At 76.0% G+C, this 25,400-nt stretch carries 11 protein-coding genes; 6 read left to right on the top strand and 5 right to left on the bottom strand.

Annotated features, from left to right (window positions below):
- Positions 1-108: 108 nt before the first annotated feature.
- Together ABT123_RS32430 and ABT123_RS32425 are read right to left on the bottom strand one after the other, a co-directional pair.
- Positions 109-1,029 carry a serine/threonine dehydratase gene (locus tag ABT123_RS32430; protein ID WP_351321257.1) on the bottom strand — a complete coding sequence of 307 codons (921 nt, stop codon included), beginning with the start codon at positions 1,027-1,029 and terminating at the stop codon, positions 109-111.
- A gap of 17 nt (positions 1,030-1,046) precedes the next feature.
- Complete coding sequence (locus tag ABT123_RS32425; RefSeq protein WP_351321255.1) at positions 1,047-1,688, bottom strand: TetR/AcrR family transcriptional regulator; 642 nt, start codon at positions 1,686-1,688, stop codon at positions 1,047-1,049.
- A gap of 168 nt (positions 1,689-1,856) precedes the next feature.
- Between ABT123_RS32425 and ABT123_RS32420 the strand changes: the two genes are divergently transcribed.
- From ABT123_RS32420 to ABT123_RS32410, 3 genes are all read left to right on the top strand, one after another.
- A complete protein-coding gene (locus tag ABT123_RS32420) occupies positions 1,857-3,536 on the top strand; it encodes a ricin-type beta-trefoil lectin domain protein (RefSeq protein ID WP_351321253.1) in 1,680 nt (559 codons plus the stop codon).
- Positions 3,537-3,622: 86 nt separating this feature from the next.
- Positions 3,623-5,851, top strand: a complete 2,229-nt coding sequence (locus ABT123_RS32415) for an alpha-N-acetylglucosaminidase (RefSeq protein ID WP_351321251.1) — start codon at positions 3,623-3,625, stop codon at positions 5,849-5,851.
- A gap of 21 nt (positions 5,852-5,872) precedes the next feature.
- Positions 5,873-7,486, top strand: a complete 1,614-nt coding sequence (locus tag ABT123_RS32410; protein ID WP_351321249.1) for a molybdopterin-dependent oxidoreductase — start codon at positions 5,873-5,875, stop codon at positions 7,484-7,486.
- Here ABT123_RS32410 and ABT123_RS32405 read toward each other — a convergent pair.
- The 3 genes from ABT123_RS32405 to ABT123_RS32395 form a co-directional block, all read right to left on the bottom strand.
- Positions 7,483-8,715: a cytochrome P450 family protein gene (locus ABT123_RS32405; protein WP_351321247.1), complete on the bottom strand. Its 1,233-nt coding sequence runs from the start codon at positions 8,713-8,715 to the stop codon at positions 7,483-7,485. The two genes, ABT123_RS32410 and ABT123_RS32405, sit on opposite strands and share 4 nt — an antisense overlap.
- Before the next feature lie 58 nt (positions 8,716-8,773).
- Positions 8,774-10,000, bottom strand: coding sequence for an Ig domain-containing protein (locus ABT123_RS32400; protein ID WP_351321245.1), 1,227 nt, complete (start codon positions 9,998-10,000; stop codon positions 8,774-8,776).
- A 131-nt stretch (positions 10,001-10,131) separates the two neighbouring features.
- Positions 10,132-11,025: a LysR family transcriptional regulator gene (locus ABT123_RS32395; RefSeq protein WP_351321243.1), complete on the bottom strand. Its 894-nt coding sequence runs from the start codon at positions 11,023-11,025 to the stop codon at positions 10,132-10,134.
- A 553-nt stretch (positions 11,026-11,578) separates the two neighbouring features.
- Between ABT123_RS32395 and ABT123_RS32390 the strand changes: the two genes are divergently transcribed.
- From ABT123_RS32390 to ABT123_RS32380, 3 genes are read left to right on the top strand one after another with little or no spacing between them, the layout of a single operon-like run.
- The gene (locus ABT123_RS32390) at positions 11,579-19,924 is read left to right on the top strand and encodes an SDR family NAD(P)-dependent oxidoreductase (protein ID WP_351321263.1); all 8,346 of its coding nucleotides are present in this window, start codon (positions 11,579-11,581) and stop codon (positions 19,922-19,924) included.
- Complete coding sequence (locus ABT123_RS32385) at positions 19,917-25,046, top strand: type I polyketide synthase (RefSeq protein ID WP_351321241.1); 5,130 nt, start codon at positions 19,917-19,919, stop codon at positions 25,044-25,046. The genes ABT123_RS32390 and ABT123_RS32385 overlap by 8 nt, the downstream gene beginning before the upstream one ends.
- A complete protein-coding gene (locus ABT123_RS32380; RefSeq protein WP_351321239.1) occupies positions 25,036-25,395 on the top strand; it encodes an acyl carrier protein in 360 nt (119 codons plus the stop codon). The genes ABT123_RS32385 and ABT123_RS32380 overlap by 11 nt, the downstream gene beginning before the upstream one ends.
- The last annotated feature ends 5 nt before the right edge of the window (positions 25,396-25,400 follow it).

Genomic DNA, 25,400 nt, shown 5'->3' with positions numbered 1-25,400 from the left:
CCCAGTACCTGGAGGAAGCGGACCAGCTCGCCGACCGCATCGCCGTCCTGGACCGGGGAAAGATCGTCGCCGAAGGCACCCCGGAGGAACTTCACACCCGGCGGGGGCTCAGAGCCCGGCCAGGTCGGTGTTGGCCCCGCACAGGACGACCGCGACCCGCTTGCCCGGCGGTACGGGTGCGGTGCGCAGGGCGGCGAGGGCGGTGGCCGCGCCGTTCTCCACCACGAGCCGGTGTTCCTCCCACAGGGCGCGCCGGGCGGCGGTGATCGCCTCGTCCGGTACCAGGACCGAATCGACGTCCGGGTGCTGTGCGGCGCGCAGGGCATCGGCGGAGACCCGGGTGGCGCCGAGCGAGTCGGAGGCCACCGAGTCGACGGGCACATCCACCGGCCGGCCCGCCGCCAGGGCCGCGTTCAGGGCCCGGCAGTGCTCCGGCTCGGCGGCCACGATGCGTACGCCGTGCTCGCGGGCGGCGGTGGCCAGGCCGGCGAACAGGCCGCCGCCGCCGACCGCGACGACCAGGGCGTCCAGTCCGGGGAGCGCGGCCCGGATCTCCTCGAACAGGGTGCCGGCGCCGGCCGCGATCAGGGGGTGGTCGTAGGCGTGGCTGCTCAGGGCGCCGCTGTCGGCCGCGAACTCCCGGCAGGTGGCGAGGGCTTCGGCGTACCGGTCGCCGGTGAGCCGGACCTCGGCACCGTAACCGCGCAGCCGTTCGACCTTGATCCGTGGGGCGTTGGCGGGGAGGAAGACGGTGGCGGGGATGCCGTGGGTGCGGGCCGCCCAGGCGCAGGCGAGTCCGGCGTTGCCGCCGGAGGCGATGGTGACCCCGGCCGCGGGCAGCGCTCCGGCCTCGGCGTGCGCGGCAAGGAAGTTGTACGCGCCGCGGGCCTTGAAGGATCCGGTGTGCTGGAGGTGTTCGAGCGCGTACCAGAGTCCGTCGGCGGCAGGCGCCACGGTGACCGGGCGGACGTGTCCGGCGATGCGGCCGGCGGCGGCGCGGATCGCGGTGGGGTCGAGCTGCTGTTCCATCCGGGCGGGCCTTTCGTTCAGGAGGCGGGGCGGGCGGCTTCGATCAGTTGGCGCAGGGCCGCGTGGTAGACCTCGTGGTCGGTCAGTACGGGCAGCAGGGCCGGGATGTCGGCGGTGAGGGCCGGGAACTCCTCGGGGTCCAGCGCCGCGAGGGCGGTACGGGTGACGGCGGTGGCGCCGGCCGGGTCGCGGTGGTCGACGAAGGCGGCGCTGCCGAGCGTAAGCAGGTACAGGCGGCGGTAGACGGTCATGGCCTCGGCCGGCGTCATGCCCGCGGCGACGCTGTCGGCGATCTGCGGTTCGACCAGCCGGGCCAGCAACTGCCGCCCCATCCAGGGCCGTCCGCCGCGCAGGATCAGCAGTCCGGGGTGGGCGGTGAGCAGCCGGTAGAGCGCGGCGAAGCGCTGCTCGGTGGCCTCGGCCCAGCCGGTGCCGGCCGGCACCGCGGGGAGCCGGGCCGCCAGGTGTTCGGTGCACAGGTCGAGCAGACCGGCCAGGTCGGTGCACCGCCGCTGCACGGTGGCGTGGGAGACCCCGAGGCGGTCGGCGAGGGTCCGGAAGCTGAGGGCGCCCGGGCCTTCCTCGTCGATGAGGCGGAGGGCGGCGGCGGCGATGGCCTCGGGGGTGGCGCGGTCCAGGGCGCTGGATGTCCTCGGCATGAGATACACCGTAACAGACGCCGTAACATACGGCGTATCAACTCGTTCGCGTGACGCAAACCGCCGCCTAACCGGTGGTTGTCGACCCCAGAGCGCGGACATGCGTTGACAGTGGGTAATCACCCCGCTGCACTGAGGTCGGTACGCCCCCCACGTCAAGGAGATTCCGTGCCGTCTCGCCTGCGTGCGCTCTCCGGCAGCCTCACCGCCGCCGCCCTGATCGCCGTATCCCTGGCCGCCGCCCCGGCGGTGGCCGAACCCACCGCGACCTCGGACACCCCCCTCGCCCTCACCCCGCCCATGGGCTGGAACAACTGGGCGCACTACATGTGCGACATCGACGAGCAGAAGGTCGTCGCCAACGCCGACGCCCTGGTCGCCACCGGACTGGCGGCCAAGGGGTACGACACGGTGACCGTGGACGACTGCTGGATGACCAAGAGCCGGGACGCGGAGGGCAACCTGGTGGTCGACCCGGTGAAGTTCCCCCGCGGGATGGCCTGGCTCGGCGAGTACCTGCACGAGCGGGGGCTTAAGTTCGGGATCTACGAGGACGCCGGGTTCCTCACGTGCGAGCGCTACCCCGGCAGCGGCATCCCCGACGGCGGCGGCGCCGACCACTTCGACCAGGACGCACGGCTGTTCGCCTCCTGGAAGGTGGACTACGTCAAGATGGACGGCTGCAACATGTGGGTGCCGCCCGGGAAGACCAAGGAACAGGCCTACCGCGACGCCTACAACTCGGTCGCCCGGGCCCTGCGCGCGAGCGGGCGCGACATGGTCCTCTCGGCCTCCGCACCCGCCTACTTCCAGCAGGGCGAATGGGGCGGCCCGGACTGGCACAAGGTGATCGGCTGGGTCGGCGAGACCGGGCAGCTGTGGCGGGAGGGCCGGGACATCAAGGTCTACAACCCGGCCGCGCCCGCCACCTCGCGCTGGTCCTCGGTGCTCGGCAACTACGGCTACAACCGGTGGCTCGGCCGCTACGCGAGCCCCGGCAACTGGAACGACCCGGACTTCCTGATCGCGGGCGCGCCCGGGCTCACCGACGAGGAGAGCCGCAGCCAGGTCGCCCTGTGGGCGATGATGGCGGCCCCGTTCATCCTGTCCTCCGAGGTCGGGAAGATCGGCGAGGCGGGCCTGGCCGCCCTCAAGAACGACCGCCTGATCGCCCTCGACCAGGACCCGATGGGCCGCCAGGGCGCGGTGGTCTCCACCGACGGCACGTTCGACGTGCTCGCCCGGCCGCTCGCGGACGGCGACCGCGCCGTCGCCGTGCTCAACCGGTCCGGCACCGCCCGGGAGGTGTCGGTGCCGCTCACCGGCATCGGCCTGTACTCCTGCACGGTGGACGCCACCGACCTGTGGACCGGTGACACGGCGGAGGCCTCCAGGACGCTGACCGCGCGGGTCCCCGCGCACGGCACGGCCGTCTGGCGGCTGAACCCGCGCGGCTGCGCCGAAGCGGCGCCCACCGGGCAGATCACCGGTGAGGGCATGAAGTGCGCGGACGGGGAGAACACCACCGGGGTGGGCGCGGTGGTGATGTCCGCCTGCACCGGCGGCCCCGACCAGCGGTGGGTGCTCGGCCACGACCGGACGGTCCGGCTCATGGGGCACTGCCTGACGGCCGGCCCGGACGGCGCGGTGGCCCTGGCGGACTGCACCGGGAACGGGGCCGGACAGCGCTGGACGCACCGCCGCGACGGCGCCATGGTCGAGGACGGCGCCGGCCTCTGCCTGGACGCCCCGCCCACCCCGGCCCTCCCGGACGCCACCCTGCCCCGCCTGACCCTGCGGCCCTGCGGCGACCACGCAGTCAACCAGGCCTGGGCACTGCCCGTCTGATGCGCAGGCGAACGACGATCCCGGCCGTGTGGGCAGGCGTGCCGCAGGGCGATGGGGGTCCCCCCTGCTCGAGCGAAGCCGAGAGCTTGGGGGAGGGTGGGCACACGGCACGACGGCGCGCACCGGCCGCGCAGCGTGTCCTCCCCGCAGCGCTGGCCGCACTGGCAGCGCTGTGCCTAGGCGCAGCCGCCGCACCCGTACCCACGCCCGCCGCACCCGCATTCGCCGACACCCCCGCGCAAGCCGCGCTCAAGCGGCTGCTCCCCCGCCAGGCCGGCCAGTTCACCCTGGAGCCCGGCGCCGCAGGCCCGGCCGGCCAGGACACCTTCACGGTGTCCGGCACAGCCGGCCGGATCACCATCCATGGCAACACCCCGGCCACCCAGCTCACCGGCGTCGGCTGGTACCTCCAGCACGTGGCCGGCGCCGACATCGGCTGGCCCGGCGACAGCCTCGGCGAGCTCCCCGAGGTGCTGCCGGCGGTACCGGAGCCGGTGACCCGCAGCGCACTCGTACCGCACCGGTACGCGCTCAACGACACCGACGACGGCTACTCGGGCGCGTACCGCTCCTTCGCGCAGCACCAGCGGCAGATCGACCTGCTGGCCTTGCACGGCGTCAACGAGGTGCTGGTCCAAGCAGGGGCCGAATACCCGTACTACCGGGCGCTGCAAGGCTTCGGCTACACGGCCGGGGAGCTCCTCGAGTGGATCCCCGGGCCCGCGCACCAGAGCTGGTGGCTGTTGCAGAACCTGACCGGGTTCGGCGGCCCGGTCAGCGAGCAGCTGCTGACCGCGCGGGTCGCGCTCGGCCGGCAGATCGCCGACCAGGTCCGCGGTCTGGGCATGACCCCGGTCCTGCCCGGCTTCTTCGGCACCGTCCCGCCGGGCTTCTCCGCCCGCAACGGCTCGGCTTCGGTGATCCCGCAGGGCGACTGGGCCGGCTTCGAGCGGCCCGACTGGCTGGACCCGACGGAACCGGTGTTCGCCCGGCTCGCCGCCGCCTACTACGCCGAGCAGCGGGCCGCGTTCGGGGACTCGGCCATGTACCGGATGAGCCCGCTGCACGAGGGCGGGCAGACCGGGACGGTGGACGTGCGGGCCGCCGCGGGAGCGGTACAGGCGGCGCTCCACGCGGCGCATCCGGGGGCCCTGTGGGCCGTGCTGGGCTGGCAGGACGATCCGACCTCGGAGCTGCTGGCCGGGGTGGACACCTCGAAGCTGCTGATCCTGGACGGGCTGTCCGACCGGTACAACCGGCTGGACCGGGAGGCCCGTTGGGGCGGCGTACCGTACGCCATCGGCACCATCTACAACTTCGGCGGGCACACCACCATCGGCGCCAACACCTCGGTGTGGATCGACCGGTTCGAGGCCTGGCGGGGGAAGGCGGACAGCGCGCTGCGCGGGACGGCGTACATGCCGGAGGCGACCGGGACCAATCCGGCGGCTTTCGACCTGTTCACCGATCTGGCGTGGGAGCCGGGGCCGGTGGACCAGAAGCGGTGGTTCGCGGACTTCGCGGCCCGCCGGTACGGTCGGCCGGATGCGCAGGCCGCAGCGGCCTGGGAGGAGCTGCGACTCGGCCCGTACAGCACTTCCTCGGGGTTGTGGTCGGAGTCCCAGGACAGCCTGTTCACCGCCCGGCCGAGCCTGACGGCGGTGGGCGCGGCCCACTGGAGCCCCAAGGCGATGCGCTACCCGGCCGCCCATGTCCGCCGGGCTCTGGACCATCTGCTGGCGGTGGCACCGGAGTTGCGGGATTCCAGTGCGTACCGCTTCGACCTGGTGGACACGGCACGGCAGGCCCTCGCCAACCACTCGCGGGTGCTGCTGCCGCAGATCAAGACGGCGTACGAGGAGGAGGACCTGGCCCGGTTCCGTACCCTCACGGCCGAATGGGCGGAGCGGGAGCGTCAGTTGAACGCGCTCACCGGATCCGATCCGAGCTTCCTGCTGGGCGGCTGGCTGACGGCGGCCCGGTCCTGGGGCGCCGACAAGGCCGAGCAGGACCGGTACGAGTACGACGCCCGCGCGCTCCTGAGCGTGTGGGGCCGGCACAGCACGAGCGAGGGCGGCTTCCTGCACGACTATGCCAACCGTGAATGGGCGGGCCTGATCGCGGAGCTGTACGCCCCCCGCTGGGCGGTGTACTTCGCCTCGCTGGAGGAGGCGCTGACCGAAGGGACAACGCCGCGGGAGATCGACTGGCACGCGTACGAGGAGTCCTGGGCGCGGCAGACCACCCGGCACGCCACCGAACCGGCCGGGGACCCGTACACCCTGGCCCGGGACATCGCCCGGACGCTGGTCTGACCACCGGCCGTAGAATCAGGCGTGGACACCGAAGCGGAGACGCCGGCGGAGCCGACAGCCGAGCCGAAGCTGTGGCTGGGTGCGGTCGCCGGGCTGGCGGCCGGGTTCGCCGGGCTGTGCACCGCGGAACTGGCCGCCGCGGCCGTCCGGCCGGAGTCGAGCCCCGTCACCGCGGTGGGCGGTGCCGTGGTGGACCGTACGCCGGCCTTCGTGAAGGACTGGGCGATCCGACAGTTCGGCACCGCCGACAAGGTGGTGCTGCTGGCCGGGGTCGTGGTCCTGCTGGCCTGTGTGGCCGCCGCGGCCGGGATGCTGGCCGTCCGGCGGCGCGCGGCCGGGGTGGCCGTGGCCGGCGCCTTCGGGGTTCTGGGAGCGGCGACGGCACTGAGCCGCCCCGAGGCGGGTGCCCGGGATGCGCTGCCCTCCCTGGCCGGCGGGGTGGCCGCGGCCGGGGTGCTCCTGCTGCTGGCCACGGCCCTGAGCCGGCCCCGGCCCGCCTGGTGGCAGCCCGGTGCCGGCGGGGCGTGGGCCCTGGACCGGCGCGGCTTCGGCCGGCTGCTCACGGCAGCCCTTGCGGTGTCCGCCGGGGCCGGGCTGGCCGGGCGACGGCTGGGAGCCTTCGGCTCGGCCGGGGCCACCGCGTCCCGGGCCGGGGTGCGGCTGCCACCGCCGGCCTCCCCGGCCCCGCCGCTACCTGCCGGCGTCGAGCTCCGCGTACCCGGCCTGTCCCCGTTCCTGACCCCGAACAGGGACTTCTACCGGGTGGACACGGCACTGGTGGTGCCCCGGGTCGACGCGGACACCTGGTCCCTGCGGATCCACGGCACCGGCGTGACCCGCCCGCTGACCCTGACCTTCGCCGACCTCCTCGCCCGCCCGCTGGTCGAACGGGACATCACCCTGGCCTGCGTGTCCAACGAGGTCGGCGGCCCGTACGTGGGGAACGCGCGCTGGCTCGGCGTACCGCTGGCCGATCTGCTGCGTGAGGCCGGGGTGCGCCCGCCGTCCCGGGGCGGGCCGGCCGATCAGCTGGTGGCGCGCTCGGTCGACGGGATGACCCTGGGCACCCCGGTCGAGGCCGTGATGGACGGCCGGGACGCCCTGCTCGCCATCGGCATGAACGGCGAGCCGCTCCCCTTCGACCACGGCTTCCCGGTGCGGATGGTGGTCCCGGGGCTGTACGGGTACGTGTCCGCCTGCAAGTGGCTGCGCGAGCTGCGGCTGACCACCTTCGCGGAGTACGACGCGTACTGGATTAGGCGGGGCTGGGCAGAGCAGGCCCCCGTAAAGACCCAGTCGCGGATCGACACCCCCCGCCCCTTCGCGAAACCGGCGGCGGGGCGGGTGGCGGTGGCCGGGGTGGCCTGGGCCCAGCACCGGGGCATCGACCGGGTGGAGGTACGGGTGGACGGCGGCCCCTGGCAGCAGGCCCGGCTGGCGGCCCCGGACGGCGTCGACACCTGGCGGCAGTGGGTGTGGGAGTGGGACGCGGAACCGGGCAGCCACACCCTGGAGGCCCGCGCCACGGACGGCACCGGCGCCCCGCAGACCGGCGAGCGGGCCGGCACGGTCCCGGATGGGGCGACGGGCTGGCACACGGTGACGGTCCGCGTGGCGGAGCGGGGCGGGGCCTAGCGCAGGCGGACCGGGAGGGATTCGACGCTGTTGCCGATGAAGCTGGGCTGGTGGGGGAGGGTGGGTTCCGGGGTGGCGAGGGTGAGGTCCGGGAAGCGGGCGAAGAGGTGTTCCAGGGCGATGGTGGCCTCCAGGCGGGCCAGGGGGGCGCCGAGGCAGTAGTGGGCGCCGTGGCCGAAGGAGAGGTTGCGGGCCGTGGTGGGGCGGGTCAGGTCGAAGCGGGCGGCGTCCGGGCCGTAGGCCTCGGGGTCGCGGCCGGCCGCGGTGTAGCCGGCCAGGACCGGGGTGCCCTGCGGGATGACGGTGCCGGCCAGGTCGAGGTCGCGGGTGGGGTAGCGGAACGGGAACCAGCTGACCGGGCCGTCCCAGCGGAGGGTCTCGTCGACCACGTCGTTCCAGCTCGCCTTGCCGGACCGGACCAGGGCCAGCTGGTCGGGGTGGGTGCACAGGGCGCGGACCGCATTGGTGATCAGGTTGAGGGTGGTCTCGTGGCCGGCCACCAGCATCAGGCGCATGGTCCCGATCAGCTCGGCCTCGCTGAGGCGGTCGCCGTCGCTCTCCCGGGCGGCGATCAGCGCGCTGGTGAGGTCGTCGCCGGGGTCGGCGGTGCGGGCCGCGGCGATCGTGCCCATCAGTTCGACGAGCTCGCGGACCGCGGCCATGGCCTCGGCCGGGGTGGTGTCGGTGGCGATGATGACCTTGTTGGACAGTTCGTGGAGCCGCCCGCGGTGTTCGGGGTCCACGCCGAGGAGTTCGCAGATCACGCTCATCGGGAGCGGGAGGGCGAAATGGCGGCGGAGGTCCGCCGTGCCGTCGCCGGTGGCGGCGGCTTCGGCGAGGTCGTCGAGGAGCTCGGCCGTCAGGGATTCGATACGCGGGCGGAGCTGCTCCACCTGGCGGGCGGTGAAGGCGTTGCCTGCCAGGGCGCGGAGCCGCCGGTGGTCCGCGCCGTCCGCGGTGTGCATGCCCTGGGCGTTGGCGAAGACCCGCAGCGGCCACTGCGCGGGGACGGTGCCGTCCTGGAGTCCGGTGAAGTGCCGGGCGTCCTTGGCTACATCGGGGTGGGCGAGGAACTCCCTGAGTGCTTCGTGCCCGAGGACCACGGCGCCCGGTACTCCGCCCGGCAGGACCACCTCCGCCACTGCGCCGCGGGCCAGCAGCTCCGCGTTGAGGGCGTGGGGGCAGCCGCCCGCCGGGTCGATCCGGTGCGGCACTGATTCATCCGTCATTCGGCCAACAGTGCAGGGTGGGCGGCGAATTGGACAAGTCCGTATCCGCACATCCGGGTCAGAACCAGTTGAGGGTGAGGGGGAAGGTGACGGTGGCGGCGGCTCCGGTGCTGTCGGTGGCCGTGGCGGTGATCTGGAGGGTGCCACTGCCCCAGGGCTTGCCGGTGATGCGGCCGGTGGCGGCGTCGATGCTCAGGCCCCAGGGGAGGCCGGTGGCGGCGTAGCGGACCGGGGGTTTGCCGCCGGTGGCGGTGAGGCGGATGGTGCAGGTCTGGTTGAAGATGCAGGTCTGGGGGCCGGGGTGGGTCAGCTTCAGGTCCCCTGGTGTCGGGGTGGGGGTGGGGGTCGGGGTGGTGCCACAGCCCGGGGTGGCCTCCGGTGGGAGGGGGATGCGCCAGATCTGGGTGTCGTTCTCCGAACCGGCCAGCAGGGTGGTGCAGTCGGCGTATGTGACGATCTCGCCCTGCGGCTGGGCGGGCAGTGGCACGTCCGCGAGCTTGGCGCCCGAGGTGTCGTACACGGAGGCCGTGTTGGCGCCGACCGGGCCGCCGCTGCGGATGACGTAGGAGGCGCCGGAGGGCGAGAACGCGCCGTCGGTGGCGAAGACCGGGCCCGGGCGGACCGGGGTGAGGGTGTTGACCTGGCCGGGCTGCGGGGGAAGCGGGGCCTTGTACAACTGGCCGGCCGCGCCGATCAGTTTGCTCGCCACGTACAACTGTCCGGTGACCGGGTCGGCGAGCAGGGATTCCGCGTCGTGCCGGCTGTCCGCGTAGGTGAAGCGGTACGAGACCGGGGTCACGGTGGCGCTGGCGAGCTGGTCGGGCTCGGGGAAGCTGTGGACCTGGATCTCGGCGCGGGCACTGAAGTTGTCCCCGATGTCGCCCACCAGGATCACCGCGCGACCGGCCGTGTCCTTGCCGAGGGCCAGCCCCTCCCAGTCGCTGTTGGTGGTGCCGGCGAGGGTGTAGGTGGCCTTGAGGGTGCCGGTCGGCGCGGAACAGTCCACGGCGAAGACCTGGTTGGTGTTGCCGCTGTCGTTCACGGCGTAGAAGACGTTGGGGTGCTTGCGGCTCATGGCGAGACCGCTGATCTCGGTCATGCTGGGTGGCAGGGTGCACTTCTTCTCGGGGGCGAGTGCCGCCGCCGGGGCCGGGGAGGCCGGCGCACCGGTGGGGCCGGTGGGGCCGGTGTTCATCCAGGCGACCGCCGGCAGCGGCCACAGGATCAACGCGAAGGCCGCCGTGGCGAGGACGGCGGCCCGCGGGGGCGTGAGGAGTCGGGACATGCAGCCAATGTGACGAGACGCCAGGGTGAGTGCCAGAGCCGTTCCCCGCCGCTTGAGCATCGTTCGATGCCGGGGTGGCATGGCTCAGCGCGTGACTCTCGGACCGGCGCGTTGCGCCGGGGTGGCATGGCTCAGCGCGCGGGCTCCCGGACCGGCGCGTTGTGCCGGGCGTGGGCGATGAAGGCCCGGGCCGCCCGGCTGAGCGGGCGCCGGGCGTGCGCGAGGCCCACCGGGCGCAGCAGCGGCGGGGTGAAGGAGCGGACCTCCGCCCGGTCGCCGAAGGCCCGTAACACCACGTCCCGGTACCAGATCAGGGAACCGCGGCCGTCCGTCACCCCGGTCACCCAGGCCAGCCGCTCGTCCACCTCCAGACTGGGCACCGGCCGCACGCCGAGGCAGCTGAACATGGCCTCCATCTCGGTGCGCCGCCCGGTCCCCGGGGTGGGGAGCACCATCGGGAGGCCGTCGAGGGCGCGCAGCGGCATCGGATCGGGCAGCCCGCAGCCGAGGGGGGAAATCAGGACGACTTCCCGCTCCTGGATGTAGTGGGTGGAGAGTTCCTTGTCCACCGGCAGGTCGACAAGTGCAAGCTCTGCCCGACCATCGGTGACCGACTGGACCAGGGCCTCCCGTCCGTCGTATTGCTGCAGGTGGACGTCCACGCCGGGGTGGCGGGCGGTGTAGGCCGGGACCAGGTCGGCGGCCAGGTCCAGCGCCAGGGTGGGGGTGGTGACCAGGTTGAGGGTGGTGCGTGCGGTGCTCCCGTGGGCTGTCCCGATGTCGTCGATGGCCTCCACCGCGTTCAGCACGGTCCGGGCCAGCCGGACCACGCGGGTTCCCTCGGGGGTGAGTTCCACCCCTCTGCCGCGGCGGGCGAGCAGGTCCACACCCAGGTCACGCTCCATGGCCTGGACGGCCCTGGACAGGGCGGACTGGGCAACGAAGACCGAGGCTGCCGCGCCGGTGATGGAACGGCAGTCCGCGACGGCGACGAGATAACGAAGCTGCGCGAGTGTGGGGGTCATGCCCGGAAGGTAACGGCGGGACCTTGCAGGTGTAAGGGTCAGCAGGTGAACAACTGACCGCTTCCGGTGCACGCGTGATGCAATGTCGGCGACAAGATATGCCGCTCCGGCATGAGCGCCGCTTGCCGGGTACGCCGGGGCGCGCGCCGGGGCATCACCGCTCCACCGGCATCCGTGCAGGTCAGGGGGCGCGGGCGGGGTGGCGCGGCGGGTCCGGCCGGGCCGTCGGCGGCGGCAGCGGAGCGAAGCCACTGCCTCCGCATGCCCGTTGACAGTGCAGGGCGGCCCCCGCACGATGCATCGCGGTATCAGGGAACTTGACCGCTGCTCAACTCCGGTACCTGGCACGGGCCCCGCTCGCACCCGCGCCTCGATGCCGCTTCCCGCATACCGCACCGCGTACTGCATTGCGCACCGCGTACCGCGCACCGTGTACCGCACCGCACACCGCGTACCGCGTCCCCGCGGCGGCGTCCACGTCCATGGCCCCCCGAACAGCCCATGACATGCGACGTGGCACTGCCACATGTGACACAGCAGAGGAGCATTCGTGATCCCTCAGCCCGCCCAGTCCGCCGCAGCCGCCCCCACGACACCGGCGCGCGACCGAGTCATCGCGCTGAGCCCCTTCACCGAGCCAGGACCGGGGCTGGTGATCACCGCCGAACGCGCCGGTTCCCTGGGGCTCCTCGACCTCGGCCGGGACCCGGCCGCCGCGCACCGTGCCCTGGCCGATCTGGCCCGCTGCCTGCCGGCCGGGAGGTACGGGGTCCGGGTTCCGGCCGGCTGCCCGGTCGGCCCGGCGGAGCTGCCGGCGGCCGTGGACACCGTGCTGCTGGCCGACCCGGACCTGTTCGCCCGGGCCGGGGCGTGGTCGGCGGGCGGGCTGCGCCGGGTCTGGGCCGAGACCACCAGTCCCGGGGAAGCCGCCGAGGCGGTCGCCGCCGGGGCGGACGCCGTGGTCGCCAAGGGGCACGAGGCGGGCGGCCGGGTCGGCGGGGCCACCACCTTCGTCCTGCTCCAGCAGCTGCTCGCGGACCCCGTGGTCACCGTCCCGGTGTTCGCCCTGGGCGGGATCGGCCCGCACACGGCAGCCGCGGCCCTCGCGGGCGGAGCCGCCGGCGTACTGCTCGACGTACAACTCGCCCTGACCGCCGAGGTGGAGCCCGGGCTGCCGGCCGAGGTGGCCGCCGCCCTGCGGGCCATGGACGGCAGCGAGACCCGGCTGCTGGACGGCCACCGGGTGTACACCCGGCCCGGCCTCGGCGGGCCGGACGGGCCGGTGACGGCGCTACTGGGTGCCCGGGGGCTGCGGGAGCAGCTGCTGCCGGTGGGGCAGGACGGGGCGGCTGCGGCCCGGCTGGCCGCCCGGTACCGCACCACCGGCGGGGTGCTCCGCGCCGTCCGCGAGGCCGCGGCGCAGCATCTGGCGGCGGCGGTACGGAGCGCACCGCTGCGCCCGCCCCTGACCGGAGGTCAGCTGCCCGTCGCGCAGGGGCCGATGACCCGGGTCAGCGATCAGGCCGGGTTCGCGGCGGCCGTGGCCGACGGCGGCGGGGTGCCATACCTGGCGCTGGCGGTGATGGAGGGCCCGGACGTACGGCGGCTGCTGGCCGAGACCGCCGAGCGGCTGGCCGGCCGCCCCTGGGGGGTGGGGCTGCTCGGGTTCGCGCCGGCCGAGCTGCGGCGCGAGCAGCTGGCCGCGGTGGCCGACGCCCGGCCCCCGTACGCGATCATCGCGGGCGGCACCCCGGCGCAGGCGGCTCCGCTGGAGGCGGCCGGCATCCGGACCCATCTGCACGTGCCATCGCCCGGGCTGCTGGAGCGCTATCTCGCCGACGGGGCCCGGCGGTTCGTCTTCGAGGGGCTGGAGTGCGGCGGCCATGTGGGGCCGCGGGCCTCCTTCCCGCTGTGGGAGGAGCAGATCGAGCGCCTGCTCGGCTGCGCTGATGCTGATCCGGCGGCGCTGGACGTGCTGTTCGCGGGCGGGATCCACGACGCGCGCTCGGCGGCGATGGCCGCCGCAGCCGCCGGCCCGCTGGCCGAGGCGGGCGCCCGGGTCGGGGTCCTGATGGGCACGGCGTACCTGTTCACCGAGGAGGCGGTGGCCGCCGGGGCGGTGCTGCCGGGCTTCCGGCAGGCGGCCCTGGACTGCACGGACACCGTGCTGCTGCACACCGCGCCGGGCCATGCCACGCGCTGCGCGGCGACCCCGTACGCGGAGACCTTCGAGGCCACCCGGCGCCGGCTCGAGGAGGGCGGTGCCGAGCCGCGCGAGGTGTGGGAGGAACTGGAGCGGCTGAACCTGGGGCGGCTACGGATCGCCAGCAAGGGCCTGCGACACGGCGGCACCGACGGCCGGCCGGTGCCGGTGCCGGAGGAAGTCCAGCGGGCGGAGGGCCTGTTCATGCTGGGCCAGGCGGCGGCGCTGCGCACGAAACCGACCACCGTGGCCGCGCTGCACACGGAGGTCACCGAGGGTGCCACGGAACTGCTGGAGCGGCGGGCCGCGGAACTGGCGGGGGGACCGGGCGGGCTGGCTGCGGGTACGGGCGGATTGGCAGCCGGCGCGGGCGCCTCGGCGGCCGGCACGGGCACCCCGGCCGGCCGAACGGACGGCTCGGCCGGCAGCTCGGGCGGCTCGGCCAGCGGTCCGAACGGCTTGACGGTCGGCACGGGCCGTCTGGCTGCCGGTACGGGCAGCTCGGCAACCGGCACGGACAGCTCGGCCGACGGTCCGGACCGCTTGACGGCCGGCACGGCCGGTCTGTCGGCCGGCACGGACGGGTCGGCGGCCGGTCCGGCCGGGCTGGGGGCCAGGCTCGGGGCTGGGCTGGGGGTCGGCTGCGTCGGCGATGGTGCGGGGGCGGGCGGGCCGCTGGATGTCGCGATTGTTGGCATGGCCTGTGCGTACCCGGGGGCGCCCGACCTGGCCGCGTACTGGTCGGCCGTGCTCGCCGGGACGGACGCGGTGACCGAGGTGCCGGTCGAGCGCTGGGATCCGGCCGTGTACTACGACCCGGACCCGGCCCGCGCCGGCGAGCGGACCCCGTCCCGCTGGGGCGGCTTCCTGGCCCCGCTGCCGTTCGACGCGCTCGCCCACGGCATTCCCCCGGCCTCGCTCGCCGGCATCGAGCCCGTCCAGCTGCTGGCACTGGAGATCTCCGCGCGGGCCCTGTCCGACGCCGGGTACGGCAAGGGGCGCGAGTTCGACCGCTCCCGGACCTCGGTGGTGTTCGGCGCGGAGGCCGGCACCGAGCTGGCGGGGGCGTACGGGCTGCGCGCCCTGCACCCCGCCTACCTCGGCGAACTGCCGCCCGGGCTGGAGGAGCAGCTGCCGCGGCTCACCGAGGACTCCTTCCCCGGCATCCTCGCCAATGTGATCGCCGGCCGGGTCGCCAACCGGCTGGACCTCGGCGGAGCGAACTGCACCGTGGACGCCGCCTGCGCCTCCTCGCTGGCCGCCCTCGACCTGGCGTGCCGGCAACTGCGCGACGGTGACACCGACATGGTGCTGTGCGGAGGTGCCGACGTACACAACGGGATCAACGACTACCTGATGTTCGCCTCGGTACGGGCGCTCTCGCCGACCGGGCGCTGCCGGCCCTTCGACGCGAGCGCGGACGGGATCGCGCTCGGCGAGGGGGTGGGGGCGCTGGTGCTGAAGCGGCTGGCCGATGCGGAGCGGGACGGCGACCGGGTGTACGCGGTGGTCAAGGCGGTGGGCGCGTCGAGCGACGGGCGTTCGCTGGGCCTGACCGCGCCGCGGCCGGAGGGCCAGCGGCGGGCGCTCGAGCGGGCCTACCGGCGGGCCGGGGTGAGCCCGGGCGAGGTGGGTCTGGTGGAGGCGCACGGGACCGGCACGGTGGTCGGCGACAGCACCGAACTGGCCGTGCTGACCGAGCTGTTCACCGAGTCGGGGGCGGCAGCCGGGTCCTGCACGTTGGGCTCGGTGAAATCGCAGATCGGGCACACCAAGTGCGCGGCGGGGCTGGCCGGGCTGATCAAGGCCGCGCGGGCGGTGCATGCGGGGGTCCGGCCGCCGACCGTGCACCTGGAGCGGCCGAACCCGGCGTGGCGGGCGGACACCAGCCCGTTCTGCTTCGACACCGAGGCCCGGCCGTGGCCGGTGCCGGTGGAACGGCGGTTCGCCGGAGTGAGCGCCTTCGGCTTCGGCGGCACCAACTACCATGCGGTGCTGGCGGGTTACGGAGGGGCGGCCGAGCCGGAGCCGCGGCACGGGCAGGAGGCCTGGCCGGCCGAACTGTTCTGCTTCCGCGGCGAGGACCGGCGGGCGGCGGGCCGGGCGATGGCCCGGCTGGCGGCCCGGCTCGAGGAGAACGACGCGGCCGGGCGGCCGTGGGCGCTGCGGGACCTGGCCGGGGAGGCCGCGCTGGCCGCCGGTGCGGAGCAGCCGGGACGCCCGGTGCAGGTGGCGCTGGTGGCGTCCGGGCTCGACGAGCTGGCGGCCCGGCTGGAGCGGGCCCGGGCGTTCACCGCGGGCGACGGGGTCCACGTACGGGCGGAGTCCGCCGATCCGGGCCGGGTCGCGTTCCTCTTCCCGGGGCAGGGCAGTCAACGGCCGGGCATGTTGCGGGAGTTGTTCCTGGCCTTCCCCTGGCTGCGGCGGGAGCTGCTGGACCGGGCTCCGGCGGCGGTCGGTGCGGCGATGTTCCCGCCGGCCGCGTTCACGCCGGAGGACCGGGCGGCCCGGCGGACGGCGGTCACCGACACCCGGGTGGCCCAGCCGGCCCTGGGGCTGGCGGGAGCCGCCGCGCACCTGCTGCTGGGGGCGCTGGGCGTACGGCCGGACTGCACGGCCGGGCATTCGTACGGCGAGCTGACCGCGCTGTGGGCGGCCGGGGTCTACGACACGGAGAGCCTGCTGCGGCTCAGCGCGCGGCGGGCGGAGGCGATCCTCGCGGCGGCGGGGGCGGATCCGGGCGCGATGGCCGCGGTGGCGGCGGCGCCGGAGGAACTGCGGGCGCTCGCCGAGCGGGCCGGGTGCGGGGTGGCGAACCACAATGCGCCGCGGCAGAGCGTGCTGTCGGGGCCGACGGAGGCGGTGGCCGCGGCGGTGGCGGAGCTGCGGGCGGCGGGCCGGTCCGCGGAACCCCTGCCGGTGGCCTGCGCGTTCCACAGCGCGGTGGTGGCGGGGGCGGCGACGGCCCTCGCCGAGGAGCTGGCCGGGACCGCGGTTGCCGACGCCGCCGTTCCGGTCTGGTCGAACACGACGGCGGGCCGGTACCCGGCCGATCCGGCCGGGGTCCGGCGGCTGCTGGCGTCCCAGGTGGCGGAGCCGGTGCGGTTCGTGGAACAGATCGAGGCGATGTACGCGGACGGGGTGCGGACGTTCGTGGAGGCGGGGCCGGGGCGGGTGCTGAGCGGGCTCGTGGGGAAGATCCTGGGCGACCGGCCGCACACGGTGGTCCCGCTGGACGTGCCGGGCGAGCACGGCCTGGTCCGGCTGCTGAGCGCCCTCGCGGAACTCGCGGCGGCGGGAGTGCCGGTGGCTTCGGACGTGCTGTTCCGCGGACGGGCCGTGCCGCTGCCGGAGCGGGCGCCGCGCCGCCCGGGCTGGCTGGTGAACGGCCACCTGACCCGCACCTCCGCAGGCACCCCAGTCCCAGGCGGCCTCCGCCCGGCCACCCGCGTCACGGCGAGCCCGAGCCCCGGCGCGGCCGGGCAGTACGCCACCGCCGGCGCGAGCGCGGCATCGGCGCAGCCGCCCGACGCTTTGGGCGCGGGTGCGCCCGCCGGGCAGGCGGGCGGGGCCGGGGCGGCGGGGCCGCACCCGTACGCCGGCTCGGCCAACGGGGCCACGCCGCCCACACCGGGACAACCCGGCCCCGCCTGGGCCGGGCACCCAGGCGCAGCCCCCTACAACGTGCAAGGCGCGGGGGCGCCCGGCGCACAGGCGGGCGGGGCCGCGCCGGCGGGGCCGTACCCGTACGCCGCCCCGGCCAACGGGGCCACGGTGCCCGCACCGGGACAACCCGGCTCCGGCCGGGCCGGATACCCGGGCGCAGCCCCCTACAACGCGCAAGGCGCGGGCGCGCCCGCCGGGCAGGCGGGCGGTGCCGGGCCGGCGGGGGCGCCCCCGTACGCCGCCCCCGCCAACGGAGCCACCGCACCCGCACCGGGACAACCCGGCCCCGCCTGGGCCGGGGCGCCATACGGCGCGCCGGGCTCGGGCGGCGCGTATCCGTACGCCGGCCCGCCGAACGGAACCCCGGCGCCCGCGCCCGGCCCCGCCTGGGCCCGGCAGCCGGGCGGGGTCGCGCCTTCGGCGCAGCTGAACGGCAGTGGGGGCCCGGCCAGGAGTTCCGCCGGAACGGGTCCGCAGGCCGGTCCGGACCCGTACGGCGCCGGGCGGCGGGAGGAGATCGCGCTCGAGTTCCTGCGCGGGGCGCGGGAGTTGGTGGCCGCGCAGCGGGACGTGCTGCTCGGGCTGCTCGGTGTGGCTGCCGGGCAACAGCCCGGGCCGCTTGACGGCCGGCTGACCGGGCCGGCCCAGGACGGGCTCTGGCATGCCGCCACGGCGGAGCCAGGGGTGCACTCGGATGGGGTCGGCCACCTCGTCCCCGCGGCCGGGGCGCAGCCGGACGGTGACATCTGGGCCGAGCCCGCAAGGGCCGGGGAGTCGGGCGGCGTGCGGCCGGGACCACACTCGGACGGGGTCGGCCACCTCGCCCCCGCGGCCGGGGCGCAGCCGGACGGTGACGTCTGGGCCGGGCTCCGGGCCGGGGCCGCAGAGCCAGGGGCCGGGACGCAGCCGGGGACGCACCCGGCCGGCGACGACTGGGCCGGGCTCCGGGCCGGGCCCGCAGGGGCCGGGGAGTCGGGCGGCGTGCGGCCGGAAGCGGGCTCGGACGGGGTCGGCCGGGTCGCCCCCGCGGCCGGGGCACAGCCGGACGGCGACGTTTGGGCCGGGCTACGAGCCGGGCCCGCAAGGGCCGGGGAGTCGGGCGGCGTGCCGCCGGGGGCGGGCTCGGGCGGGGGCGATCAGTTCGCCCCCGGGGGCCCGGCCGGCGAGGCGGAGTCGGGCGCTCCGCTCATGGACCCCGGGGCGGTCATGGACGTCGTGCTCGACATCGTGCACGCCCGGACCGGGTACCCGCTCGACATGCTGGAGCCCGGCCTCGACCTGGAGGCCGACCTCTCCATCGACTCCATCAAGCGCGTCGAGATCATCGGCGCACTGGCCGACCGCATCGGACTGCCCCGCGGCGAGGACGCCTCCGGCGAGACCGCCGTGGAGGAGCTCGCCCGGATCAAGACCCTGCGCGGCATCGTCGACTGGATCACCGCCCGGGCACCCGGCGGCGGCGCAGCAGCAGCAGCCGCCGAGGACAACCCGGCAGCGGTGACCGGCCCGCCGCCGCTCACCCGGCTGCGGGTCGAGCTCGTCCCGCTCGGGCCCGCGGAGGGCGCAGACCCGGCAACGGTGCTGCACGGCCGTCGGTTCGGCATCGTCGAGGACGGGTGCGGAGTGGCGCCCGCGCTCGCCGGGCTGCTGCGCGCGCATGGCGCCGAGGTGTCGACGGCCGGCGGCGACGGTCAGGAGGACCCGCCGCGGGCCACCGACACAGCCGACGGCCTCGATGGCCTCGTGGACCTGACCGCCCTGCGCCCCGGCCCGCACCCGGTGCTCCCCGACCGGTTCCCCGCCCTCCGGCACGCACTCACCTCCGGCACCGGCCGGCTCCTGCTCGTCACCGGATCCGGCGGCGCCTTCGGACACCGGACCCCCACCCCGGGGCCCGGTGACGGCCCCGACCCCACCCCCGGCGCCGGACTCCACGGCTTCGCCCGCAGCGCCGCGCTCGAGTACCCGGCCGCACTCGTCCGGGCCGTCGACGTCGACCCGAAGGACCAGCCGGAGCGGATCGCCGCCCGGCTGCTGGCCGAACTCTGCGCGGCCGACGGCCCGGTGTCGGTGGGCTACCCCGCCGACGGGCAGCGCCTCGGGCTGCACGGTGTCACCGCCCCGCTCGCGCAGCAGCAGCCGTCCGCCCCACCGCCGCTCACCCCCGACGCGGTGGTCCTGCTGACCGGAGGGGCCCGCGGGATCACCGCCCGGACCGCGCTCGCGCTGGCCCACAGCACCGGTTGCCACGTCGAGCTGATCGGCCGTACGCCGCACCCCTCCCCCGCGCCGGACCGGTTCCCGCACGCGACCGACCGGGTCACGCTGCGAGCGGCCCTGATCGCCGACGGCCTGCGCGCGCCGGCCGAGATCGAGGCGGCTGCCTCCCGCATCCTCGCCGACCGCGAGGTACGGGCGACCCTGGCCGCGCTGGCCGGACCGGCCGCCTCCGTGCGCTACCACTGCGCGGACGTGACCGACGAGGCGGCGGTACGGGCGGTCGTGGCCGACGTACGCGAGCGGCACGGCCGGCTCGACGGGATCGTGCACGGCGCCGGAACCCTGCGGGACGCCCTGCTCCGGGACAAGGAACCGGCCGCGTTCGCCGAGGTGTTCGCCGCCAAGGTGGCCGGCGCCCGCCATCTGGCGACGGCGGCGGCCGAACACGGCACCGCGCCGGCGCCCGGCTTCCTCGCCCTCTTCGGCAGTGTGGCCGGCGTCTACGGCAACCGCGGCCAGACCGACTACGCAGCCGCCAACGACGCGCTGGACACCCTCGCCCACGCCTGGTCCGAGTCCTTCCCCGGCCGGGTGCTGGCCGTGGACTGGGGGCCGTGGGCGGCGGAGGCCGGCGGAATGGTCACGCCGGAACTGGAGCGCGCCTACGCCCGGCGCGGCATCCCGCTGATCGAGCCGGCGGCCGGAGTGGCCGCGTTCCTCGCCGAGCTGGCCGGCGGCCGGGACGTACAGGTGGTCCTGATGGCGGAGGCAGCCGACGGGGCCGGGGCGGAGGGGGACGGCCGTGGCTGAGCTGCGCCGGGGTCCCCGGCCCACGGACGCCGCGATCATCGGCATGGGCGCCGTCTTCCCGGGCGCCGCCGACCTGGCCGCCTACCGGCGCAATCTCCTCGCCGGCACCGACGCGATCGGTGAAGTGCCGCCCGGGCGCTGGGATCCGGAGGTGTACTACGACCCGCAGGGCGCGGCTGGTCCGGCCCGCAGCGACCGGTTCTACTGTCGGCGCGGCGGTTTCGTCGACGGGCTGACCGCCTTCGAGCCGACCCGGTTCGGGATCATGCCGACCGCGGTGGAGGGCGCCGAGCCCGACCAGATGCTCGCCCTGCACGCGACGGCGGAAGCCGTCGCGGACGCCGGCGGCGAGGAGCGGCTGCCCGCCGACCGCTCCCGGATCGGTGTGGTGCTGGGACGCGGCGGCTTTATGGGGGTGGCCACCGCCCGACTGGACCAACGGGTGCGAACCGCCCACCAGTTGGCGCAGACCCTGCGGGAGGTGGCACCCGAGCTGGGCGAGGACCGGATCGCCGGCATCCGGGCGGCCTTCCAGACGGCGCTGGGGCCGGAGCGGCCGGACGCCTCGATCGGTCTGGTGCCGAGTTTCACCGCGGCCCGTACTGCCAACCGGCTGGATTTCCGCGGACCCGCCTACACCCTGGACGCGGCCTGCGCGTCCTCGCTGCTCGCGGTGGATCAGGCGGTGGGGCTGCTGGCCGGCCGGCAGTGCGACGTGGTGGTGGCCGGCGCCGTGCACCACTGCCACATCGCCACGCTGTGGAGCGTGTTCACCCAGCTGCGGGCCCTCAGCCCGAGCGAGCGGATCCGGCCGTTCGACCGGCGCGCGGACGGCACGCTGCTGTCCGAGGGCACGGGGGTGGTGCTGCTCAAACGGCTCGCGGACGCGGAGCGGGACGGCGACCGGATTTACGCGGTCGTCCGGGGCACCGGCGTGGCCGGCGACGGCCGGGCGGCCAGCCTGATGAGCCCGCTGGTGGACGGCCAGGTCCGGGCGCTGGAGCGGGCCTGGCGGGTGGCCGGGCTGGATCCGGGGGCACCGGACGCGCTGGGCCTGCTGGAGGCGCACGGTACGGGGACCCCGGTCGGGGACGCGGCCGAACTGGAAACGCTGGCCCGGGTGTTCGGCGACCCCGGCCAGGCCGGCGGGCCGCGGGTGGGGCTGGGCTCCGTGAAGTCCATGCTCGGGCACACCATGCAGGCCTCCGGCATGGCCGGGCTGATCAAGGCGGCGCTGGCCGTGCATACGGGGGTGCTGCTGCCGACCCTGCATGTGGAGGAGCCGCACGAGGAGTTGGCGCTGACCCGGATGCGGCTGGTGACGTCGACCGAGCCGTGGGAGCGGGGGCGGGGCGCGGCGCCCCGCCGGGCCGGGGTCAATGCGTTCGGCTTCGGCGGGATCAACGCGCACGCGGTATTGGAGGAGGCGCCGGGGGCCCGGGCGGTCACCGCCGCGCCCGTGCGGCGCTTCCTGCCGCTGGGCGGGGCGCGGGCGGCGGCGCCGGGGCCGGGCGCGCGGGACGACGTACTGCTGCTGGCCGCGGACACTCCGCAGGAGCTGGCCGAACGGCTGGCGGCGCGCAGCGCGGGCGAGGGCCTCGGGGCGGGGGTGGACCCGTCCGGCGGGGGGCCGTGCCGGCTGGCGGTGATCGGGCCGACCCCGCAGCGGCTGGCGCTGGCCGCGAAGGCGGTGGCGCGCGGCCGGCCCTGGCGGGGCCGCGGCGAGGTGTGGTTCACGGCGGAACCCCTGCTGGGTCCGCGGGGCGGCGGCGGCCGGGTGGCCGTGCTGTTCCCGGGCCTGGAACCGGAGTTCGCTCCCGCGCTGGACGATGTGGCGGACCGCTTCGGGCTGCCGCGGCCCCGGCTCACGGGTGGCGGCGAGCTGGTGGAACGGGCCCTGGACGCGATCGCGGTCGGCCGGTTCTCGGCACGGGTCCTCGGCCTCATCGGCATCGAGGCGGATCTGCTGGCCGGCCACAGCCTGGGCGAATGGGCGGCCATGGTGGTCGCCGGCATGTACCCGGAGGAGGCCGTCGACCGCTTCCTCGGCTCGCTGCGCCCCGATTCGCTGGAGGTTCCCGACCTGGTGTACGCGGCTCTCGGCTGCGGGTCCCGGCAGGCGGAGGCGGCGCTGCACGGGCTGGACGGGGTGGTGCTCAGCCACGACAACTGTCCGCACCAGTCGGTGGTGTGCGGCGCGCCGGAGCAGGTGCGGCAGGTGCTGGAGCGGCTGCGCGGCGAGGGGGTGCTGGGGCAGGAGATGCCGTTCCGGTCCGGGTTCCACACGCCGATGTGGGAGCCGTATCTGGGGCAGGTGCGGGGCGCGTTCGGGCGGTTGCCGTTGCGGTTGCCGCCCTCGGTGCCGGTGTGGTCTGCGACCACGGGGGCGGCGTATCCGGCCGCGCCGGAGGAGGTGCGGGCGCTGGTGGTACGGCACCTGCTGGAGCCGGTGGACTTCCGGGGGCTGACGCTGCGGCTGTACGAGGAGGCGGGCGTACGGGCCTTCGTGGCGGCGGGCCCGGGCAGCCTGCCGGGTTTCGTGGAGGACACCCTACGTGGCCGCGAGCACGTCGCGGTAGCCACGTCCGGCCCACGGCACTCCGGCCTGGCATCCCTGCGCCGCACGGCGGCAGCCCTCTGGACAGAGGGCCTCTCCCCCCACTGGCCCCTCCTCACCCCCGCTCCGCCGGCCCCCGGGCCCCGGGCCACCGCCCCCGGCCCGGCCCCGGCCCCGGCCGAGCAGGCCCGGCGGCGGGCCGGTGTGCCAGTGCCGTTGGACCTCGGCTCGCCCCTGGTCCGACTGGGCGACGCCCAGCCCGGCCCGCGGCCGTCCGTAGGGTCCGCGGGGCCGGGCGCTGCGGGCGCGCCGGACGTGCCGGGTACAGCGAGCGCAACGCGCGTGCCGGGCCACGCGGGGGTTCCGGGCCAAGCGGGCACACCGGGCGCTGCGGGCCCGGCGGGCCCGGCGGCCGTACCGGGCGCGCCGGGCATGCCCGGCGCCGCGGGGGTACCAGGCAAGGCAGGCGCGCCTGACACGCCACGTGCGCCCAGCGGCGCGACGCGCACGCCGGTCAGGGCCGGGTGGCCGGAGAGTGCGGGCACGCCGGCTAGGCCGGCCCTGCCGGGCAAGGCGGGGGTGCCATGCGCAACCCGCGCTCCGGTGGTGCTGTCCACGGTGGACCTCGGCTCCGAGCCGCCAGCCGGCACCACAGGCCCAGCGCACCCCAGCCCCGGCGGCCCGGCAGGCTCGGCCGAGCCGTCGGCCGGCGCCGCGGCCCCGGCGGACCCCGGCTCTCAGCGTCCGGCCGGTCCGGGCGACCCACGCCCGGTAGGCCTCCCACGCCGGGCTATCCCCGGACTCGGACCCGGCCGCCCGGCCGACGCCGCCGGCCCGGCCGGGCCGGCCGGGCCGTCGGCCGGCGCCGCGGGCCCTGCCGACACCGGCTCCGGGCAGCTGGCCGGTCCGGGCGGCTCGCGCCGGGCCGAGCCCGGCTCCGGCCCCGGTCCGGGCGGCCACGCCGCATGGACCGACCGGAGCCGGCTGCGGTTGTCCCTCCGGGAGTTGCCCTACGTACGCGATCACTGCGTGTATCAGCAGCCCGAGGACTGGCCCGAGGACTCGGATCGGTTTCCGGTCGTGCCCATGACCACCATGCTGGAGCTGGCCGCCGATGCCGCCCGCCGGCTGCACCCCGGCGGCACCCTCGTCGGCTTCGACGACGTCCGCGCCCTGCGCTGGCTCGCCGTGGAACCCGCCACCGAGATCGAGGTGACCGCGCGCCCCGACGGCCCCGGGCGGGTGCGGGTCGCGCTCGGGGACTGCGCCGTCGTGGTGGTGCTGTTCGCGGAGCGGCACGACGCACCGCCGCCGCCCGACCGCACCGGCCTGCGCGACCCCGGCCCCGCCCCCGTCTCCGCCGAGGCGCTGTACCGGGACCGGTGGATGTTCCACGGTCCGGGCTTCGCCGGCGTGCACGAGGTGTCGGCGGTCGGCGCGGACGGCATCCGCGGGGTACTGCGCGCCCTCCCCGCCCCCGGCGCGCTGCTCGACGCCGCCGGCCAGCTCTTCGGGCACTGGATGCAACTCCGGCTGCCCGTGGACCGGTTGGTCTTCCCGGCCTCCGTCGACCGGATCCGGTTCCACGCCCCGCCGCCGGCCCCCGGCAGCCTCGTCCACGCCACCGCCCGGATCCGGGAGGTCCGCGATCTCACCGTGCGCGGCGATGTCGAGCTCACCGACATCGGCAACGGCGGAGCCGTCTGGGCCCGGATCGACGGCTGGACGTACCGGCGGTTCGCCGCCGACGAGCGGGTCTGGCCGATGAAGTTCACCCCGGAGGTGTGCGGCATCGGCGAGCCGCAGCCCGGCGGCTGGTGCGCGGCACGCCGCCGGTGGACCGATCCCGCCTCGCAGGAGCTGGTGATGCGTCGCTACCTGGGCGCCGCCGAGCGCACGGCGTACGAGCGGCTGTCGCCCCGCGCCCGGCCCGCCTGGCTGCTCGGCCGGATCGCCGCCAAGGACGCGCTGCGGCAGCTGCTGTGGGAGGGCGGGGCGGGACCGGTGTTCCCGGCCGAGGTGCCCGTCGGGAACGATCCGGAGGGCCGGCCCGTCCCGCAGGGACCGCTGGTCCACGGGGTCCGGCTGTCGCTGGCGCACAAGGACCGGGTCGCCGTGGCCCTCGCGCACCGCACCCACGCCGTGGGCATCGACGTGGAAGCCGTCACCGCCGACCCGGCGGCCCTGGTCCGGGTGGCCCTCGGCCCGGGCGAGCTGCGGCTGGCCGAGCGGGTCGCCGTGCTGTCCGGCACCGGGCCGGCGGCGGCCCTCACCGCCCTGTGGTGCGCGAAGGAGGCCGCCGCGAAAGCGGAGGGTTCCGGGATCGGCGGCCGGCCGCGCGACTGGACCGTCGTGGACGTCCCGGCCCCGGACAGCCTGCTGGTGGTCTCCCCCGGCGGGCGGCAGCACCTCGTACGGACCTCGGTCCTGTACCCGCTGCCCGGGCAGCCGGCCACCGAGCACATCGTCGCCTGGACGGAGGCCCGCGTCCCGGCCCCGGCCCCAGCACCGGCCCCTTCCCCCATCGACCGCTTACCCGTCACGGAGACCAGCCATGGAATCTGACCGTTCCACTCCCCCGCACACCGCCGAGATCCTCGCCGAGATCACCGCCATGCTCGTGGAGATCGTCGGCGACGAGTTCCTGCTGGCCGAGGAGGTCACCATGAAGACCACCTTCAACGAGGACCTGGCGCTGGAAAGCATCGAGTTCGTGGCCCTCGCCGAGCTGCTCCACCAACGCTACGGACAGCAGGTCGACCTGATGGGCTTCCTCGCCGAGAAGGACATGGAGGCGATTCTGGCCATGTCGGTCGGGGAACTGGTCGAGCACATCGGCCGGGTCACCCATGCCGCGCTGTCCCGCGCACGGCACACGGATCTCCCCACCCCCTCCCCCGCCGCGGCCGGCTGAGCCCG

The sequence above is a fragment of the Streptomyces sp. NPDC002054 genome (assembly GCF_040296685.1).
Classification (GTDB): Bacteria; Actinomycetota; Actinomycetes; order Streptomycetales; family Streptomycetaceae; genus Streptomyces.
This window is presented reverse-complemented; position numbering and strand designations above follow the sequence as displayed.

What these genes read in the sequence shown, in the direction of transcription:
- ABT123_RS32405 (WP_351321247.1), bottom strand. Translation starts at nt 8,715, where the DNA reads ATGACGGATGAATCAGTGCCGCACCGGATCGACCCGGCGGGCGGCTGC.
- ABT123_RS32395 (WP_351321243.1), bottom strand. Translation starts at nt 11,025, where the DNA reads ATGACCCCCACACTCGCGCAGCTTCGTTATCTCGTCGCCGTCGCGGAC.
- ABT123_RS32425 (WP_351321255.1), bottom strand. Translation starts at nt 1,688, where the DNA reads ATGCCGAGGACATCCAGCGCCCTGGACCGCGCCACCCCCGAGGCCATC.
- ABT123_RS32430 (WP_351321257.1), bottom strand. Translation starts at nt 1,029, where the DNA reads ATGGAACAGCAGCTCGACCCCACCGCGATCCGCGCCGCCGCCGGCCGC.
- ABT123_RS32400 (WP_351321245.1), bottom strand. Translation starts at nt 10,000, where the DNA reads ATGTCCCGACTCCTCACGCCCCCGCGGGCCGCCGTCCTCGCCACGGCG.
- ABT123_RS32380 (WP_351321239.1), top strand. Translation starts at nt 25,036, where the DNA reads ATGGAATCTGACCGTTCCACTCCCCCGCACACCGCCGAGATCCTCGCC.